This is a genomic window from Campylobacter sp. US50a (assembly GCF_004379015.1).
In the GTDB taxonomy this organism is placed as follows: Bacteria; Campylobacterota; Campylobacteria; order Campylobacterales; family Campylobacteraceae; genus Campylobacter_D; species Campylobacter_D jejuni.
In genome coordinates this window covers 1-18,335 of sequence record NZ_RYYJ01000004.1, presented here as the reverse complement: position 1 = coordinate 18,335, position 18,335 = coordinate 1, and the positions used below count along the sequence as shown (strand labels likewise).

Annotated in this window: 21 protein-coding genes and 2 tRNA genes; 8 read left to right on the top strand and 15 right to left on the bottom strand. The window is 30.3% G+C overall.

Features of this window, described 5'->3' with window-relative positions; translation table 11 throughout:
• Positions 1 to 19: 19 nt before the first annotated feature.
• Together ELQ11_RS03555 and ELQ11_RS03550 are read left to right on the top strand one after the other, a co-directional pair.
• Positions 20 to 448, top strand: coding sequence for an EexN family lipoprotein (locus ELQ11_RS03555; RefSeq protein WP_002871389.1), 429 nt, complete (start codon positions 20 to 22; stop codon positions 446 to 448).
• On the top strand, positions 445 to 660 hold the full coding sequence (locus ELQ11_RS03550) for an EexN family lipoprotein (protein WP_002871390.1): 216 nt from the start codon (positions 445 to 447) through the stop codon (positions 658 to 660). Before ELQ11_RS03555 ends, ELQ11_RS03550 begins: the two co-directional genes overlap by 4 nt.
• Here ELQ11_RS03550 and cmoA read toward each other — a convergent pair.
• From cmoA to ELQ11_RS03500, 10 genes are read right to left on the bottom strand one after another with little or no spacing between them, the layout of a single operon-like run.
• On the bottom strand, positions 650 to 1,360 hold the full coding sequence (cmoA, locus tag ELQ11_RS03545; protein ID WP_072223616.1) for a carboxy-S-adenosyl-L-methionine synthase CmoA: 711 nt from the start codon (positions 1,358 to 1,360) through the stop codon (positions 650 to 652). The genes ELQ11_RS03550 and cmoA overlap by 11 nt on opposite strands.
• Positions 1,347 to 2,201, bottom strand: coding sequence for a bifunctional riboflavin kinase/FAD synthetase (locus tag ELQ11_RS03540; protein ID WP_052949596.1), 855 nt, complete (start codon positions 2,199 to 2,201; stop codon positions 1,347 to 1,349). The genes cmoA and ELQ11_RS03540 overlap by 14 nt, the downstream gene beginning before the upstream one ends.
• Positions 2,167 to 2,928: a TlyA family RNA methyltransferase gene (locus ELQ11_RS03535; RefSeq protein ID WP_126235147.1), complete on the bottom strand. Its 762-nt coding sequence runs from the start codon at positions 2,926 to 2,928 to the stop codon at positions 2,167 to 2,169. The genes ELQ11_RS03540 and ELQ11_RS03535 overlap by 35 nt, the downstream gene beginning before the upstream one ends.
• Positions 2,925 to 3,929, bottom strand: coding sequence for a hypothetical protein (locus ELQ11_RS03530; RefSeq protein WP_126235176.1), 1,005 nt, complete (start codon positions 3,927 to 3,929; stop codon positions 2,925 to 2,927). Before ELQ11_RS03530 ends, ELQ11_RS03535 begins: the two co-directional genes overlap by 4 nt.
• Positions 3,910 to 5,853, bottom strand: a complete 1,944-nt coding sequence (ligA, locus tag ELQ11_RS03525) for an NAD-dependent DNA ligase LigA (protein ID WP_070252507.1) — start codon at positions 5,851 to 5,853, stop codon at positions 3,910 to 3,912. Before ligA ends, ELQ11_RS03530 begins: the two co-directional genes overlap by 20 nt.
• The gene (folP, locus tag ELQ11_RS03520; protein WP_070243473.1) at positions 5,854 to 6,996 is read right to left on the bottom strand and encodes a dihydropteroate synthase; all 1,143 of its coding nucleotides are present in this window, start codon (positions 6,994 to 6,996) and stop codon (positions 5,854 to 5,856) included.
• 1 nt (position 6,997) lies between these two features.
• A complete protein-coding gene (locus ELQ11_RS03515) occupies positions 6,998 to 7,597 on the bottom strand; it encodes a DNA polymerase III subunit delta' (RefSeq protein WP_070252506.1) in 600 nt (199 codons plus the stop codon).
• Between the two features lie 5 nt (positions 7,598 to 7,602).
• The gene (locus tag ELQ11_RS03510) at positions 7,603 to 8,139 is read right to left on the bottom strand and encodes a HobA family DNA replication regulator (RefSeq protein ID WP_002861289.1); all 537 of its coding nucleotides are present in this window, start codon (positions 8,137 to 8,139) and stop codon (positions 7,603 to 7,605) included.
• Positions 8,140 to 9,342: an aspartate kinase gene (locus ELQ11_RS03505; RefSeq protein WP_070252505.1), complete on the bottom strand. Its 1,203-nt coding sequence runs from the start codon at positions 9,340 to 9,342 to the stop codon at positions 8,140 to 8,142. It abuts the gene before it with no gap.
• 1 nt (position 9,343) lies between these two features.
• A complete protein-coding gene (locus ELQ11_RS03500; RefSeq protein WP_070252504.1) occupies positions 9,344 to 9,814 on the bottom strand; it encodes an RNA pyrophosphohydrolase in 471 nt (156 codons plus the stop codon).
• 101 nt (positions 9,815 to 9,915) lie between these two features.
• Between ELQ11_RS03500 and hemW the strand changes: the two genes are divergently transcribed.
• Genes hemW through queA form a run of 4 tightly spaced genes read left to right on the top strand, consistent with a single transcriptional unit; the run spans position 9,916 to position 13,208 of the window.
• On the top strand, positions 9,916 to 10,983 hold the full coding sequence (gene hemW, locus ELQ11_RS03495; RefSeq protein ID WP_070252503.1) for a radical SAM family heme chaperone HemW: 1,068 nt from the start codon (positions 9,916 to 9,918) through the stop codon (positions 10,981 to 10,983).
• Between the two features lie 58 nt (positions 10,984 to 11,041).
• Positions 11,042 to 11,449, top strand: coding sequence for a Sec-independent protein translocase protein TatB (gene tatB, locus ELQ11_RS03490; RefSeq protein WP_002855100.1), 408 nt, complete (start codon positions 11,042 to 11,044; stop codon positions 11,447 to 11,449).
• Positions 11,450 to 12,187 carry a twin-arginine translocase subunit TatC gene (gene tatC / locus ELQ11_RS03485; RefSeq protein WP_002856930.1) on the top strand — a complete coding sequence of 246 codons (738 nt, stop codon included), beginning with the start codon at positions 11,450 to 11,452 and terminating at the stop codon, positions 12,185 to 12,187. It abuts the gene before it with no gap.
• Complete coding sequence (queA, locus tag ELQ11_RS03480) at positions 12,180 to 13,208, top strand: tRNA preQ1(34) S-adenosylmethionine ribosyltransferase-isomerase QueA (protein WP_126223193.1); 1,029 nt, start codon at positions 12,180 to 12,182, stop codon at positions 13,206 to 13,208. Before tatC ends, queA begins: the two co-directional genes overlap by 8 nt.
• On the opposite strand, the gene lpxD is transcribed toward queA, so the two are convergent.
• From lpxD to ELQ11_RS03455, 5 genes are read right to left on the bottom strand one after another with little or no spacing between them, the layout of a single operon-like run.
• Positions 13,197 to 14,162, bottom strand: a complete 966-nt coding sequence (lpxD, locus tag ELQ11_RS03475; protein WP_053872440.1) for a UDP-3-O-(3-hydroxymyristoyl)glucosamine N-acyltransferase — start codon at positions 14,160 to 14,162, stop codon at positions 13,197 to 13,199. The genes queA and lpxD overlap by 12 nt on opposite strands.
• Complete coding sequence (gene ilvN / locus ELQ11_RS03470) at positions 14,159 to 14,623, bottom strand: acetolactate synthase small subunit (protein WP_002852211.1); 465 nt, start codon at positions 14,621 to 14,623, stop codon at positions 14,159 to 14,161. Before ilvN ends, lpxD begins: the two co-directional genes overlap by 4 nt.
• Positions 14,620 to 16,320 carry an acetolactate synthase large subunit gene (locus ELQ11_RS03465; RefSeq protein WP_002861283.1) on the bottom strand — a complete coding sequence of 567 codons (1,701 nt, stop codon included), beginning with the start codon at positions 16,318 to 16,320 and terminating at the stop codon, positions 14,620 to 14,622. The genes ilvN and ELQ11_RS03465 overlap by 4 nt, the downstream gene beginning before the upstream one ends.
• A gap of 17 nt (positions 16,321 to 16,337) precedes the next feature.
• Positions 16,338 to 16,781: a GatB/YqeY domain-containing protein gene (locus ELQ11_RS03460; RefSeq protein WP_002852081.1), complete on the bottom strand. Its 444-nt coding sequence runs from the start codon at positions 16,779 to 16,781 to the stop codon at positions 16,338 to 16,340.
• 11 nt (positions 16,782 to 16,792) lie between these two features.
• On the bottom strand, positions 16,793 to 17,812 hold the full coding sequence (locus ELQ11_RS03455; RefSeq protein ID WP_002861282.1) for a bifunctional 3,4-dihydroxy-2-butanone 4-phosphate synthase/GTP cyclohydrolase II: 1,020 nt from the start codon (positions 17,810 to 17,812) through the stop codon (positions 16,793 to 16,795).
• 92 nt (positions 17,813 to 17,904) lie between these two features.
• Here ELQ11_RS03455 and ELQ11_RS03450 point away from each other — a divergent pair.
• Positions 17,905 to 17,979, top strand: a tRNA-Gln gene (locus tag ELQ11_RS03450).
• A 33-nt stretch (positions 17,980 to 18,012) separates the two neighbouring features.
• Positions 18,013 to 18,088, top strand: a tRNA-Met gene (locus ELQ11_RS03445).
• Positions 18,089 to 18,335 lie beyond the last annotated feature (247 nt).

The following is an 18,335-nucleotide window of genomic DNA, read 5'->3' as shown; positions in this document are numbered from 1 at the left end:
AATTTTAGGAGATTGATAAATGCAAAGACTAAGTATTTTACTTACAATTTTAATAGTTATTAATATAACAGCTTGCGATAGCAAAACAGAAAATTACTACAAAAATCATCCTAGTGAAGCAAAAGAAAAAGCAAAAGAATGCAAAGAAAGCGAAACTCTTAGCGAAGATTGTATTAATGCATTAAAAGTTGGTGTTAAACCAACAAATGAAGAGAGTAAATACAGTCCAAACACACCAAAAAAATCTGATAATCAGATATTAGAAGCTTTAAAACAAAATGATTTAACCACAAAAGATATTAACCAAAGTTCAGAAAATAATGAAAGTATTATAATACCACCTATAGCAGAAACACCTTCTGAAATTTATCCTTCTAAAACAAAGGATGACAATCAAAGTTCTATCTTTAGTGATGATATTAACATAACACAGGAAAAGTTACCATGAAAACAACTATTTTTTTAAGCCTTATTGGTATATTTTTTGCAGCATGCGAACAAACCAAAAGTGTAGAATATTATCAAAATCACCCTGAAGAAGCAAAAAAAAGAAGTTTAGAATGCAGACACAAAGCTATCATCAGTCAAGATTGTGTTAATGCATATAAGGTAGGTTTTCCAAAAGATGAATGGGAAGATGAAAATATCTCTAATCCTTAAAAGCTATGAAAGTTTCAAAATTTGCCCATTTAAAAATACTTTCTATTTTTTTAAAACCTGCCTTTTCTAGCATATTTAAATTTTCTTTTTGACTATAAGGAATTAAAACATTTTCTAAAGCCTCTCTTTTAGCTGCGATTTCAAATTTAGAATAACCTTGTTTTTCTTTATAGTCTGCATAAAGCTCTATAATATTTTTAGACAAAAAAGCATCTTCATAAAGGATTTTTTCACTCATAATCAAAATGCCTTTAGAGTTTAAATTTTTATAAATTTTATCAAGCAATTCTTGTCTTTTAGGGGGACGAATAAACTGCATAGTATAATTTGCCACAAAAACATCACAAACAAAAAAATCAAACTCACATAAATTAGCTTCAAAAAAACTTATATCAAGTCCATAAGCCTTAGCTTTTGACTTTGCAACTTCAAGCATGGAAACAGAATTATCCACACCAAAAAGTTTAAAATCCTTTCTTAAGTTTGCCAAAAAAATCAAAAAATTAGCACTTGAGCAGCCTAAATCACAAATATTTGCGTTTGTAGATAAAATTTTAGCCAATAAATTAGCACAAAGTTCTAAATTTTCTCTATAAAACGGCACAGAACGATTGATCATATCATCAAAAACACTAGCCACGCTTTTATCAAATTCAAATTGTTTTTTAGGGCTTTGTTTAAAAAGTTCATCTTTCATCATTTTTCCTTAATAATTCTCTAGCTTGCTCTATGTCTTTAGCAATTTGATTTTTAAGCTTTTTTAGATCTTGAAATTTTTGATTCTCTCTTAGAAAAGATATAAACTCGAGTTCGAAAAACTCCCCTTGTGTGAAATTTTCACCCAATTCTTCTAAAATATGACTTTCTATGGCAAAATTTTCATCGCTTGACCTTATACCTAAAAAACTCACACTTTTATAAATTTTTCTTTGACTTTTTAACAAAGTAGCATAAACACCATTTTGAGGCAAAAAATAACCTTCACAATCTAAATTTATAGTCGCAAAAAGTTCTTTAGATCCCAAACCTTGTCCTTTAATCATCTTCCCTTTGATACTATAATCTCTTCCTAAAAATTCTTTTGCTTTTTGCAAATTTGCTTTTGATAAAAAATCCTTAATTAAACTTGCATGAACACCTACTCCGCCTATGCTAAATTCATCAACTATTATAGTTTTTATCCCACTTAAAGACTCAATATCTTTAGCATTATAAGCCCTATTTTTCCCAAAAGAAAAATCATATCCCACCACTATAAATTTCAAATTGACAAATTCTTTTTTCAAAAAGCTTAAAAAATCTTTACCATCTAAAGATTTTATATTTTCAAAATCCACTTCTATAACTTTTTTTCCTGAAATTTCTTCTTTTTGACGATTTGAACAAAGAAATTGACCCTTAAATTTATTAATAACTAATAAAGCCCCATTCTCATCTAAACATTTTACAAGTTTTAGATGTCCTAAATGCATACCATCAAAACAACCTATGGCTAAAGAAGTAATATTAATTTTTGATATAGTAGTAAAAATATTCAACATTACCTTCCTTTCCTTTAATGCTTGATTTTTGCGTATTTTTTAAAAGCCAACCCAATTTAGCACATGCTTTTTCAAAATCCATTCTTGCCTTTAAGATTGCCTTATTATCTTTTAAAACACCTTTTTTATCTCTTTTGATATTTTTTCCCACTTCAAACTGAGGTTTAAAAAGTAAAATAATTTCCTTTAAGGCTAAATTATCGACATAATAAAGTAAATTAATAAGAGAAATAAAACTCACATCACAAGTAACAAGTTCAAATTTTTCTTCACTTTTAAAGGCTCTAAGATCTGTATTTTCATGCAAGATAATTTTTTCATTTGCTCTTAAACTTGGATGGAGTTGATTACTACCCACATCAAGAGCAGTGATTTTTAAAGCCTGATTTTCAAGTAAAATTTGTACAAAACCACCCGTACTAGATCCTATATCAAGACAATTTTTATGTTTTATTTCAATATCATTTTCTTCTAAAAAATTTTTTAATTTCAAAGCTGCTCTTGAAACATAAATTTCACTTAAAAGATCCAATTTTAACTCATTGGCTAAAAGTATATCTTCAAGATTTAAATCTTGCGTTTTTTTTAAATTTTCTAAAAAATTTTTCACATCAAAAGAAGCTTTAAAACTTTTACCATTAAGCAAAACCTCTTCATTTTCTATAAGCTCTAAAGCTTTATTTCTACTGATATTTAAACGCTTTGAAACAAAAAAATCAAATCTCATTTTAAACTCTCATTTATTCTTTTTTCCAAGTCTTCTTTTTCTTTAGAAAACCACCAAATTCCTATTTCAAAAGCATTTTTTTTAAAAATTTCTCTAAGATCTTTAAGATCTTTTTCAAAAAGATCTTTTTCTTTTTGAATTAAACTTAAATTATGATCTTTTAAAAAATCAAAATTATTCATCCATAAAAGTATTTGTTCTTGTTCAGATTTTAAGGCATTATTTCTTTGCTCTTTTAAAAAATAACTTCCTAAAACCATGATAAAACATAAAAATAAAACAATTATTTTTATCTTTATTTTCAAAACAAAATTAAAAACAAAAGCCAAAAGAGAGCAAAACATAAAAAAATTAAAAAAATCAAAAATAAAATTTAAAGCTCTAAAGCTCAAATATCCAAAATGAGAAAAAATAAAAAGTTTTAAATTTGAAACAAAATACAAAAATTCAGATAAAAAATCAAAATAAACAAAAGAAGCACTCTTATAAGCAATGATTTTCCTAGAAAAAAGTTCTAAATTTAAAAGCTCATTGTAAGTAAAAAAAAGCCCATAAAATGCATAAAATAAAGCAGTAAAAAAACTAGCGATAACAACTATTCTAAAGTCATTATAAGCATTATCTACAAATTGCAAATGTAATTCTTTTTTTAAAAATATCATCAATAAAGGCAAAATTATAAATATAAAAACAAAATCAATTTTTTCAAGATTTAAAAAATTTAAAAATAAAGAAATAAGTCCAAAAATCGCCAAGAAAAAACTAAAAATATAAAGATAAAAATCCCCCATACTAACACGATAAAACAAACTTCCCTTAATCAAAGTAGCTTCTTTTATAATATTTTTTCTAAGCTTTAAAAATAAAAAGAATTCCCAAAAAAGTGCTAAAAAAATAGGAATTAAAAAAAATAAAGAAAAAGCACTCCTTTGCCAAGTTAGCAAAAAGCCAAAAAGGCTTAAAAGCGTTAAAATATAAGAACTATTCTTTAACAAGCTCATTAAAAGCACTTTCATCTATACATTTTACTTCAAGCTCTTTAGCCTTACTAAGCTTAGAACCTGCCTCTTCTCCAAAAAGCACATAGTCAGTCTTTTTAGAAACCGAGCCGCTTACCTTACCCCCAAGCTTTTCTATCAAAGCCTTAAACTCATCTCTTGGACGCGAAAGAGTACCTGTAATCACAAAAGTTTTACCAAAAATCACACCATCGCTTTTGATTTCAAGTTTTTCTATTTTCAAATTTAAAAGCTTGTAAAACTCATCAATTCTTGTACGATTAACGCGCGTAAATTCGCAAAGACTTAAAGCCATTTGCTCTCCAAAACCTTCTAAATTGGCATAAGCTTCAAAGCTTTGCTTGTGCCACTCTTTACCAAAACTTAAGCTTAATTTTTTAGCCGCAACCTCGCCAATATGCTCTATCCCTAAAGCTGTGATAAAACGAAAAAGCTCACATTCTCTTGCTTGTTCTATGGCGTTTAAAAGATTGTTGATTTTCTTTTCCTTAAAGCCTTCCAAACCTTCAAAATCACTAAATTTTAAATGAAAAATACTCTCAAGTGTAGTGATTTTTTTGTGCTTGTATAAAAGTTCTACTATATTTTCTCCAAGTCCATCGATATTAAGACATTTTTTAGAAACAAAATGAATGATAGAATTTACAAGTCTATCTTCACAATCTATATTTTGACATTTTATTAAAGTTCCTTCATCCAAAAGCTCACTTTGGCAAGTAGGACAAAGTTTAGGGCGTAAAATTTCCATCTCTAAACCTTCTCTACGCTCTTTAAAAACCTTAGTAATTTTAGGGATAACATCGCCACTTCTTATCACGCTTACAAAATCATTGATTTTAACATCAAGTCTTGCAATCTCATCAAAATTATGAAGGGTGGCTGATTTTACTACAACCCCATCTAAATTTACAGGCTCTAAAACCGCCACAGGAGTGATCACCCCACTTCTTCCTACTTGTAAATTTACCCCTATTAAACGCGTGGTTTTTTCAAGTGCAGGAAATTTAAAAGCTGCCATAAATTTTGGAAATTTTACCGTATAGCCTAATTCTTCACAAAGCGCAAGATCATCAACTCTTACCACCATACCGTCCATCATCATAGGCTTTTTTTCTCTTAAAGCTAAAAGCTCATCATAAGCTTTTAAAACCTCATCTAAATTAGCGCAAAGTCTTACAAAATCATCCTTTAAAAAACCAAGCTCTCTGATAAATTGCATCACCTCACTGTGTTTAGTAAAATTTAAGGTATTTTCCCCTATTCCCCAAGGATAAAATTTCAAATTTCTTTCTTTAGTGATGCTTGTATCAAGCTGCCTCAAACTCCCGCTTGCAGCATTGCGTGGATTAGCAAATAAACTTTGATTTAAAAGAGCTCTTTTTTCGTTGATTTTCTCAAAATCATCTTTTAAAATCACCACTTCTCCACGAATTTCTATCCTTTCTTTATAGGCTATATTTTTAGGTATATTTTCTATCTCAAAAACATTAAGTGTTATATCCTCGCCCACTTCGCCATCACCTCTAGTGGCACCGCTTACTAATTTACCATTTTCATAAAGCAAATTTAGACTCGCTCCATCAAATTTAGGCTCTATAAAAAAGTTTTTTTCACATTTTGCACGTTTTGCCCAAGCCCTAAGCTCACTCTCATTAAACACATCTTCCATCGACCACATACGCTTTAAATGAGCTATTTTTTTAAACTCGCTTTGTATAGTAGGAGCTATTTTTTGCGTTGGAGAGTCTTTTGAAATTTCATCTTTATTTTGTTCTTCAAAAACTCTTAATTCTCTGATTAAAGCATCGTATTCTTCATCGCTAGCCAAGGGTTCATCTTTTTCATAATATGCCCTCATCCACAAATTTGCTAAAGCAACTTTTTCTAAATACTCTTCTTTTTTCATCTAAACTCCTATATTATCCATTGCCTGTGCTAAAGCAAAAAGTTGTTTGTGCTCGTATAAATCATGCACTCTTATAATACTAGCACCATTTTCAAAAGCCTTTAAATGCAAATACAAAGTTCCTGCTAAACGATCTTTAATCTCGCTTTGAAAATACGCATTAATCACACTTTTGCGACTCGCACCTATAAGTAAAGGTTTATTAAATTGCAAAAAATGCTCTAAGTGTTTGATTAAAATCATATTATGCTCCGCACTCTTTCCAAAACCAATACCTACATCTAAAATACTTTCTTTTACTCCAAAACTTTCTAAAAGTTCAAGTTTTTCTTTAAAAAACAAAGTCATCTCATCGAGTAAATCTTCATAAAAAGGATTATCTTGCATGTTATTTGGATTGTTTTGCATGTGCATTAAGCAATATTTTGCCTCATATTTACTTGCAAGTTTAGCCAGATTAAGATTTCTTAAACTTGTAATATCATTAATGAGTTTAAAACCCTTATTTAAAGCATATTCTAGACAATATTCATCAAAACTATCTAAACTAAAAATCGCTTTTTCATGATAATTTTTCTCATAAATTAAGTCAAGTACTTTTTTTAGTCTTTTAAATTCCTCTTCCTTGCCACAATACTCACTCCCAGGTCTTGAACTAACCGCACCTATATCGATATACTCAGGCCTTAAAGCAAGAAAGTCATTAAGCCTTTTTTCAAAGTCTTCTTCACTCACACGACTTTTTGCATTAAAACTGTCTTCATTAACATTAATCACTGCCATAAGCTCAGCTTTTTTTGTTTTTAAAAAATCTTTTTGCAAAAAAAGAGCCAAATTTTTAAGTCCAAAATCTTGAAGTTTTTCTTTAGCAATAAGTTTTTGAATTTGTTCTTTACTTGCCATTAAAAGTGCATTTGAATGAGTGATTTTTGCGGTAATTATTTCTTTATGGGTAATGAGCTCAGCTCCTACTCTTAAGGCATCTTGTTTTAAAATATTTGCTGCAGGAGTAGAAATATCTTTGATAAAAATAAAATGAATTTTTGTTTTTTTACTCATAATCTTTTGCCCCATTTTATGAGGGTTTATGAAAGAACAAAGTAAATTAAAATCGGTATTTGGATTGATTTTAAAAAATTTCATTTTATTTCTTTGTATAGTAATTTAGCAAAAGAGTAGCCAAAAGCACCCCACTTTTAGAATTTAATCTTGCAAGCTCATAGCTTTCATAAAAAAACTCTAATTCTTCAGCGTTAAAATCTTTATATTTCACACATTCTTTAGCAAGTAATGCAATTTGATCCATAAGTTCATTTTTATCCAAATTTTCATTTTTTTGCAAAAAATCAAAAAGCATTCTTAAATCCATTCTTTTAAGATCTAAATCAAGTTTTTTAACTTCCTTTTCAACTTTTCTTTTTTCACAAATAAGACGTGATTTTATAGTAGGTAAAAGTAAATTTTTAGAAGGTACCACAATAAGAAATTTAATATTTTTTGGAGGTTCTTCAAGAAGTTTAAGTAAAAAATTTTGTGCTTCTATCCTATAAGAATCCGCCATTAAAACAATAATTTTTTCTTCGGTTTCTGCGATATAGCTTTCTTTTTCAACTGCTCTTGCATCATCAAGTAAAAATTCATTTTGTGGCATAAAAAATCTTAATTTTTTAATACCAAAATTATTAATCATTTCTTCTTTAATACCTAAAAAATCTTCACTGATAATAATCTTACTAATAAACAAAATATTTATCCTAATTGCACCTTGGAAAATAATATTGCATCCAAACTTACATCAAAAAGTTGATATAAACTAATAAGCTTAATATCCAAGTCTTTATCTTTAGAATTTAAATAAAAACTATCTTGTAACTGCTCATCAAAAAGCCACAATAAACTATCATCTCTTGATTTAGCGATTAAAGATTTATTATCAGAAGCACTTCCTATATAAAAATACACATAACCATTAGGAAAAGAAATGTCAAGCAAGTCATTAAGTAAAGCTATATCTTCTGAACTTTGTACTTTCTTCTTGCATAAAGAATTTAACGACACAAAAGGAAGCATAGGACGAGCGGCTTTTGAATTTATATTTTTTAAAAAATACTCTTCATACCAAGATCTTTGTTCATCGCACATTAAGACAAAAGTGCGTCCTTCTAAAAGATATTTAAGTCTTGCAGCCATCAAAGGAGCCCATTCTAAACGACGCGACTCCAACCATGCCATAAAAGCTCCGCCATTGCGGATATTTTCAAGAGTAAAACTTAAAAAATCACTCATTTATTTATCAAGTCCATAGCACTCATGTAGTGCTCTAACTGCAAGTTCTCCGTATTTTTCATGAACTATCATCGAAATTTTAATTTCGCTAGTAGAAATCATACCGATATTAATCCCCTCATCAGCTAAAGCTTTAAAAGCTTTACTTGCCACTCCTGAATGTGATTTCATGCCTACGCCGACTATAGAAACTTTTACTACAGCACTATCACTTTCTATAGTTGTTTTTGAGCTTAAAATTTTTTGCATAGCATTTTTGGCTAATTCAAGTTCATTTTGAGGAACCGTAAAACCCAAATTTGTAGCGCCATCAACTCCAACATTTTGTATAATCATATCTACATTAATATTTTCATTTGCTAAAACAGAAAAAATTTCAGCTGCGATTCCAGGCTTATCTTCTACATTTCTTAAAGTCACTCTTGCTTGATTTTTATCCAAAGCAATACCACTTACTAAAGCTTGTTCCATTCCATCTTCCTTTGTTATCATTGTTCCTTCGTTATTGTTAAAACTACTTCTAGTTACTAAGTTAACATTTAATTTTTTTGCAAGCTCTACAGAGCGATTTTGCAAAACTTTTGCACCCAAACTTGCAAGTTCAAGCATTTCTTCATAAGAAATTTTATCTAATTTCTTTGCCTTTGGTTCAATTCTTGGATCTGTTGTATAAACCCCATCAACATCGGTATAAATTTCACACAAATCCGCATTTAAGGCACCTGCTACTGCCACAGCACTTAAATCGCTTCCACCACGCCCTAAAGTAGTTACATTACCTTCATCATCTACACCTTGAAAACCCGCTATAACGACTATTTTACCATTTTGAAGTTCTGATTTTATCGCTTTTGTATCAATATGATGAATTCTTGCCTTTGTAAAAACACTATCTGTAATAATTCCTGCTTTTCTCCCAGAAAATGATATAGCAGGATAACCCTTTTCGTTTAAAGCAATAGAAAGTAAAGCGCTTGTTACACGCTCTCCGCTACTTAAAAGCATATCCATATCTTTACCATTAGGAGTTTTACTAAAATATTCAGCTTGCTCGATAAGAGTATTTGTCACCCCACTCATTGCAGATACTACAACAACAAGTTGATTACCCTGTTGCGCACTTTGGATAACCCTATTGGCTACTGCTTCGATACGCTCAAGTGTTCCAACGCTTGTTCCACCATATTTTTGAACTATAAGCATTTTAGATATAACCTTTCTCTTCAAAATATTTGATCACTTTAACATAAATATTTTTTTTGAAATGATTAATCATTTCAAAAATTTGTTTAACACTCACAAATTGATAATCATCAAATTCAGGATGCTTGGTATTGATATTGATTGCAGCACCGTGTTTTAAACGCACTAAAAAATATTTTTGAATCTGCCCATCGTAAGGATACATTTTTTTAACAATTTTACTCGGAAAATCATAACTCAACCATCCTGGATACTCAGCAATGATTTCAACCTCATCGGTGCCTATTTCTTCTTTTAGTTCTCTAAATAAAGCGTTTTTGACACTTTCACCTTTATCAATACCTCCTTGTGGAAATTGCCAAATATTATCCATATCACTTCTTCTAGCTATAAAAATCTTACACTCAAAAGGATAAGAACTTGACAAAATAACAGCTGCAACATTTGGTCTATAATTTTTCTCGTTTTCCACAATATTTTTCCTTAATTTAAAGGAAATAATTTTAACCTAAATCAAATCAAATTTTTATTAAAATACATTAAAAAAATTTAATAAAATATTTTAGGGTTTTTATGCATTTTTATATCCATATTCCATTTTGTGAAAGCAAATGTAATTATTGTGCTTTTACAAGTTTGAAAAAAAATGATTATGAAAAAGCCTATTTTAAGGCTTTAAAAGAAGATATTGTTTTTCAATTAAAACAATTTAACATTCAATCAAATCAAATTAAAACCTTATTCATAGGTGGAGGAACACCAAGTTGTATTGATGCGTATAATTATGAAGATATTTTTAAAATTTTATATCCTTTACTAGATAAAAATGTAGAAATTTCATGCGAAGCTAATCCCAACTCAGCAACATTAAATTGGCTTAAAAATATGAAAAATCTAGGAGTTAATCGCATTTCTTTTGGAGCTCAAAGTTTTCATCCTAAAAAACTTCACTTTCTTGGAAGAATTCACAATCAAGAAATGATTATCAAAGCATTAGAAAACGCAAATAAAGTAGGTTTTAAAAATATCAATTTAGATCTTATTTATGATACAAAATTAGACAATAAAAAAATGCTTGAATTTGAACTCTTACACTTAAAACAAATCAAGGCTTTAATCACACACCTTAGTGCTTATAATTTAACCATAGAATCAAACACAGCCTTTGCCAAAAAAGAACATTTCAAAAAAAATGCTCCTAATTTAATGAAATTTTTCATCAAACAACTCCTAGAACTTGACTTTTTTCAATATGAAATCAGTAATTTTTCAAAAACCAAAGCCCAAATTTGCAAACATAATCTTGCTTATTGGCAAGGAAAAAACTACCTAGCTTGTGGATTAAGTGCGGTAGGATTTTATGAAAACAAGCGTTTTTATACAGCAAAAAATTTAAAAAATTACATAGAAAATCCCACTTTTAGATCTATAGAGCAGCTAAGTTCTAAAGACTTGAATTTAGAACACCTATTTTTAGGACTTAGAAGTATAGCAGGGATTGATGAAACAAAACTCAATCAATGGCAAAAAGACAAAATAAATATATTATTAAAAGAAAAAAAACTTTTTTACAAAAATAAAAGATATTTCAATCCTAATTTTCTCATTAGCGATGAACTTGCTTTATATCTCTCATCTTAAATTTAAGTTTTTTAAGTAAAATATTTATTTAAAATATCAAATCAAAGAGTAACGATTAATGAGTTTTGGTGAAATTATAGTTATTTTAGTTGTAGCGATTTTAGTCTTAGGGCCTGATAAACTTCCAGAAGCTATAGTACAAATAGCAAAAATTCTAAAGGCTGTAAAACGCAACATAGATGATGCAAAATCAAGTATAGAAAAAGAAATACGCATCAATGACTTAAAAGAAGAAGCTAAGAAATACAAAGATGAATTTTCAAGCACTAATGAAAACATACGCAAAAAACTCAGTTTTGAAGAATTTGATGACCTTAAAAGAGATATTTTAGATAAAACAAAGGTAGATTTAACCTTTGATAGCAGAGATGATAACACAAAAAATAACCTTAGCGGACAAAATTTAAATACAGAAGAAAAACCAAATCTTAGCAAATTAGAAACACAAGATAAAACGGAAAAATAAATGTTTGAAGAATTAAGACCTCATTTAATAGAACTTAGAAAACGCCTTTTTATAAGCGTTGCTTGCATTGTAGTTATGTTTATTGTATGTTTTGCTCTACGAAGCTATATCTTAGATATTCTAAAAGCTCCACTTATAGCTGTTTTGCCCGAAGTAGCCAAACATGTGAATGTAATTGAAGTACAAGAAGCCTTATTTACTGCAATGAAAGTTAGTTTTTTTGCAGCCTTTATCTTTTCTTTACCTGTAATTTTTTGGCAATTTTGGAAATTTGTAGCTCCGGGACTTTACGATAATGAAAAACGCCTTGTGGTGCCTTTTGTTAGCTTTGCAAGCATTATGTTCGCCTTAGGGGCTTGTTTTTGTTATTTTGTTGTAGTGCCTTTGGCTTTTAAATTTTTGATTAATTTTGGTTTAAATGAAGATTTCAATCCTGTGATTACCATAGGAACTTATGTAGATTTTTTTACAAAAGTTGTTGTGGCTTTTGGCTTAGCTTTTGAAATGCCTGTAATTGCCTTTTTCTTTGCTAAAATCGGGCTTATAGATGATAGTTTTTTAAAACGCCATTTTCGCATAGCTGTTTTAGTTATTTTTGTTTTTTCAGCCTTTATGACTCCACCTGATGTTTTATCTCAATTTTTAATGGCAGGACCACTTTGTGGACTTTATGGACTTTCTATTTTAATTGTTCAAAAGGTAAATCCTGCCCCAAAAGATAAAGAAAGCGATGAATAAAGACTTACTTCTTTCAAGCTATGATTACACTCTAGCTAATGAACTCATAGCTAACTATCCTGCAAATCCAAAAGAAGATGCTAGGCTTTTGGTTTTTGATCGCAAAAACAAAGAAATTTTTCACACTACTTTTAAAAATTTACAAGACTTTTTACCCAACTGCGCGATTTTTTTCAATGATACTAAAGTTATTAAAGCAAGAATTTATGGCAATAAAGCAAGCGGGGGAAAAATAGAGCTTTTCTTACATCAACCTTTTTTAAATTCTCACAATCCACTTTTTCTAGCTCAAATTAAAGGGCGTGTTAAAAAAGATGAAATCTTATATTTTAAAGAGGATTTAAAAGCGCGCGTTGTAGAACTTTTAGATGATGGCCTTCGAAAAGTTCAATTTTTTCAAAATGATAAAACCTTAGATACCTCAAATCTGTACAACCTGCTTGACAAGATAGGACATATACCCTTGCCTCCTTATATTAAAAGGGAGGATGAAAAAAGTGATTTGAAAGATTATCAAAGTATCTTTGCAAAAAATTTAGGCGCAGTGGCTGCTCCGACTGCAAGTTTACATTTTAGTGAGACTATGCTTGAAAATTTAAGAAAAAAACACGAAATTTATCATTTAACCTTACATGTAGGAGCTGGAACCTTTAAAAGCGTAGAGTGTGAAAATATACAAGAGCATAAAATGCATAGCGAATTTTTTAATATTCCGCAGCAAGCATGTGAAATTATAGATTCTAAACAAGCTATTTTAGGCGTAGGAACAACGGTAACAAGAACTATAGAATATTACGCAAGAACTAAAACAAAAAATGGTTTTTGTGATCTTTTTTTACACCCGCAAAATCCACCTATAAGACAAAATCATCTTTTGACCAATTTTCATTTACCAAAATCTACTCTTATCATGCTAGTTTCAGCTTTTATCGGTAGAGAACAGTGTTTAAAACTTTATGAACTTGCCATAAAAGAAAAATATCGCTTTTACTCTTATGGCGATGCGATGCTAATCTTGTGATTTTTCTTTAAAATTTATTGCTATTTTAGCTTGAAGTTTTAGCCAATCTTTTTGAAGCATGATAGGAAAACCACCATAAACGCGCCCGCCTTCTAAATTTTTACTCACACCGCCTCTTGCAGCTATAGTACTAAAATCGCCTATTTTTAAATGTCCACTCGTTGCACTTTGACCACCCATAATAACATTGCGTCCTAACTCACTTGAACCTGAAATTCCAGTTTGTGCTACAATGATACAATTTTGACCTATATTGCAATTATGTCCGATTTGAACTAGATTATCTACCTTAGTGCCTGCTTTGATAATAGTACTATCAAAAACTGCTCTATCTATAGTTGTACAAGCCCCCACTTCTACAAAATCTTCTAAAATCACATTGCCATTATGATAAATTTTATAATGTTCGCCGTTTTTATTGTGTGCATAACCAAAACCATCGCTTCCTATTACACAATTAGCAAGCAAATGACATTTTTTACCAATTTTAGTATCATTATAAATCACTACATTAGGATGGATAATACTCTCATCACCAATGCTGACATTATCGCCTATATAAGCTCCTGCCATAATGATTACATTTTCACCTATATTTACATTATCACCTATATAAACATTAGGCATGATTCTTGCGCTTTTTGCGATATTTTGCACTTTTTCTTTAGCTGTGCTTATCAAAGGCTTAGCAAAAAGCTTGCTTAAAAAAGCAAAATTCAAATGTGGATTTTGAGTAATCAAAGCTTTAGTGTCCTTAGGTACTAAATTTTCATATTCTTTAGATACTAAAATAGCAGCAGCTCCTGTGTGAGGTATATCTTTAGTATTTTTCTCACCATCACAATAAGTAAGCTCTGTAAAATTTGCTTTCAATAAAGAATTTAAAGCACTGATTTCTATATCCTCACCTTTATACTCTAAGCTTAAAAATTCTGCTATTTCACTTAATTTCATTTAATCTCCATCAAAACAGATCCACTGCGAACTATATCACTAGGATTGTATTTTTTAATTGTTTTTAAAAAATTATCAATGCGATTTGCATCATCAGCAACCATTAAAAACAAAAAATTCTCATTACTATTTGCAATAGTACCATTATAAGCTTTCAAAACGGCATCAAGTCCACCTAAATTTTCATTTAAAGGAATTTTCACTAAAGCCATTTCTTTGTCAATAAATTCTTCACTTTCTATCACTTTATAAGTAGGAATAAGCTTATGAAGTTGTTTGACTATCTGCTCAAAAGTTCTTTCATTTCCTGAAGTGACTATATTAATACGCGAAAATTCTTTATTTTCCAAAGGTGCTACTGTAAGCGAGTCAATATTATAACCTCTTCCTGAAAAAAGTCCTACTATACGAGATAAAACCCCATGCTCATTTAGAACAATTACCGATAAAACCCTTCTCATTGTCTATCCTTTGCCTTTGGTAAAATCATATTATAAATCGCACCTCCTGCGGGCACCATAGGTAAAACATCTTCAAAGCGATCAATTTTTACATTTAAAAGAGAGGTTTTATCACTTTTTAAAGCTTGGCTAAAAGCTTGAATGAATTCTTCTTTGTTTGAAATTTCATAACCTTCGCAACCAAAACCTTGAGCAATTTTGATAAAATCAGGTTGAGTGCTTAAATCTGTTTGTGAAAAATGCTCTTTATAAAACATACTTTGCCATTGTCTTACCATACCTAAAAAGGCATTATTTAAAATAATATTTATAGTTTTTATACCATACTCATGAGCAGTCATAAGCTCTTGGATATTCATTAAAACCGATCCATCACCTACGAAATTAATCACCACTTCTTCATCCACAGCAAGCTTTGCACCCAAAGCAGCAGGTAAAGAATATCCCATAGTTCCTTGCCCTCCACTTGTTGCAAGCTGTCTTGGATAATTAAAAGGATAAAACTGTGCTACCCACATTTGATGCTGACCCACATCGGTAATAATCCTTGCATCAGGAGCCATCTTCGCACATTCTTCAATCACCCATTGCGGTTTTAAAACCTCATTGCTATCTTCATAAGAAAGTGGATAAAGTTCATTATAACGCTTTAAAGTTTCATGCCATTCTTTAAAAGTTGTATTAAAATTTTCCTTTTTAAGCTCTTCTAAAAGCTCTTTAAGAACTTCTTTAATATCTCCTACTATAGGATAATGCGCATTGATAATCTTTGAAATAGAACTAGGATCAATATCAACATGAACTATAGTCGCATGTTTAGCAAATTCACTTGTTTTTCCTGTAATCCTATCATCAAATCTCGCTCCTACACTCACAAGCAAATCACACTCACTTAAAGCCATATTAGCAACATAGCTTCCATGCATGCCTGCCATTTTGAGATTAAAAACATCATCACTTCTTAAAGTTCCAAGCGCCATCAAGGTTTCAACTGCTGGAATTTTTGTAAATTTTACAAGCTCTCTGATTTGCTCACTTGCATTGGAACTGATACAACCTCCACCCAAGTAAAATAAAGGTCTTTTTGCTTCTTTTAAAAGCTCTGCAAATTTTTTAATTTGTTTTGAGTTACCCTTATAAACAGGTTTATAAGTTTTCATAGAAATTTCTTTAGGATATTCCCAAAGTCCCAAAGTTGCACTTACATCTTTTGGCACATCTATATGCACAGGCCCAGGTCTACCGCTTCTTGCTATATAAAAAGCCTCTTTTAAAATGCGTGGAAACTCTTCTATGCAAGTAACTAAATAATTATGCTTCACACAAGGTCTTGAAATACCTACTGCATCAATTTCTTGAAAAGCATCTGTGCCAATAAGAGAATTTGCTACCTGCCCTGAAATCAATATTAAAGGGATAGAATCACTATAAGCCGTAGCTAGACCTGTAATAGTATTTGTAAAACCTGGCCCGCTTGTAACTATAGCCACGCCCACTTCTCCGCTCATTCTTGCGTAAGCATCAGCAGCATGCAAAGCCGCTTGTTCATGACGCACTAAAATATGTTTAAAATACTTTTGATTGTAAATTTCATCATAAATATTAAGCGCAGCGCCTCCAGGATAACCAAAAACAATTTTAACATTTTCTTCTTTTAAAGCCTCGCAAATCATTGCTGAACCGCTTAATTCTTTCATAATAACACTCCAAAAAATTATTGTAAAAGCTCTTTAAGTGCCAAATTAAGTCTTTTGCCATCAACACTCGCACCTAATTTTATTTTAGCTTCTTTCATTACCAAACCTTGTTCTTTTAGTGAACTTACGCCCAGTTCTTCTATAAGTTGTTTTAAGGCTAAAGTTAACTCCTCATCACTTAGTTGTTTAGGCAAATAAATTTCAAAAAGACTTATTTCATTTTGTTCTTTTTGTGCTAAATCTTCACGATTTGCCTTAAGATAAAGTTCGATTGCGTCTTTGCGTTTTTTGATTTCACTTGCAATGATTTTATAAATTCTTTCATTATCCAATTCTATTCTTTCATCCACTTCTATTTGCTTAAAAGCTGCATTTAGAGTTCTTAAACTATCTCTTTTAAAATCATCTTTTTGTTTCATTGCCTCTTTGATATCGTTTAAAATTTGTTCTTTTAAAGTCATTTTTTTCCTTTTTAGTTAAAATTACAAGCTTTAAGATTTAAACCAAAACCTTCTAAGCCTATATAGTCTTTATCACAACTTTGAGATAAAAGTTTAATTTCTTCTATACCAAAATATCTTAAAATCTGCGCTCCTATACCATAGTTTTTGTATTGAGTGGTACTGGATTTTTCTCCTTGCATGAAAACTATAACGCCACCATTTTCACTAAGAAATTTGATTTGCTCTAAAAGTTTTGAAAATTTATCTGAAGTTAAAAGCTCAAAATCACTACCACTGATATGAAATTTAACATTTTCACATTTTTTGATATCTTTAAAGCAAAAAGCTATGTGTTGGGTTTGATTATGATCGCTAAAGATAAATTTTTCTGCTTTAAAGCCTGCTAAAACACTTTGACTTTTTTCTTCAAGCTTAATAAGGCTTTCATGTTTTAGGCGATATTCTATAAGATCACTTACGGCTATCATGTTTAAATCATGCTTTTGGCAAAAAAATTCTAGATCTTCTCTTCTTGCCATATCTCCATCATCTTTTACGATTTCACAAATCACACAAGCACCTTTTAATCCTGCTAATTTACAAAGATCAACCGTACCTTCTGTATGACCTGTGCGTTCTAAAACTCCGCCTTTTTTTGCGATTAAAGGATTGATATGTCCTGGTCTTACAAAATCACTCGCTTTAGCATTATCATCAGCAAAAATTTGTATAGTCATATTTCTTTCATAAGCACTAACTCCCGTTGTAGCATCTTTTGCATCTACGGTTATGGTAAAAGCGGTTTCGTGGTTTGAAGTATTTTTAGGCACCATTAAAGGAAGTTCAAATTTTTTTGCCAAAGTTTCATCTAAAGCTACACAAACCACACCACGAGCTTCTTTTATCATGAAATTTACTTTTTCTTGAGTACTAAATTGCGCAGGAAAGATTAAATCGCCTTCATTTTCTCTATCTTCTGCATCTACCATAACAAGCATTTTTCCTGCTTGTAAATCCTTAATCGCTTGTTCTACGCTAACAAATTTCATTTTTATTTCCTTAAAATTTTTAAAATTATAACTTAAATTGCTTGACAAATAAATTAAAATTCATTATAATCACACTTTTAAAAAATATTTATTGGGGTATCGCCAAGCGGTAAGGCAACAGGTTTTGGTCCTGTCATTCAGGGGTTCGAATCCCTTTACCCCATCCACTTCTTATTTTATATTTCAAATATCTTATATGTCGCGAAGTAGAGCAGTGGTTAGCTCGTCGGGCTCATAACCCGAAGGTCGGGAGTTCAAATCTCCCCTTCGCAACCAAATGTATTACTTTTCAATCCTCTTCACTTCTTTTTAATCGTATTAAAATGATTTAAAATGATTTAAAATGATTTAAAATGATTTAAAATGATTTATTGTTAATCTTAACTGAGTTTTTAAAATACTTTAAAAGAATGATTGCAATCTAAAAAGAGTTTAACAACCTTAAAAACATCCATCCTAATAATTTTAAAATTATCAGGATGAAATTTTAACAAGTAGGAGAGTAAAAACTAATTAAACTAAG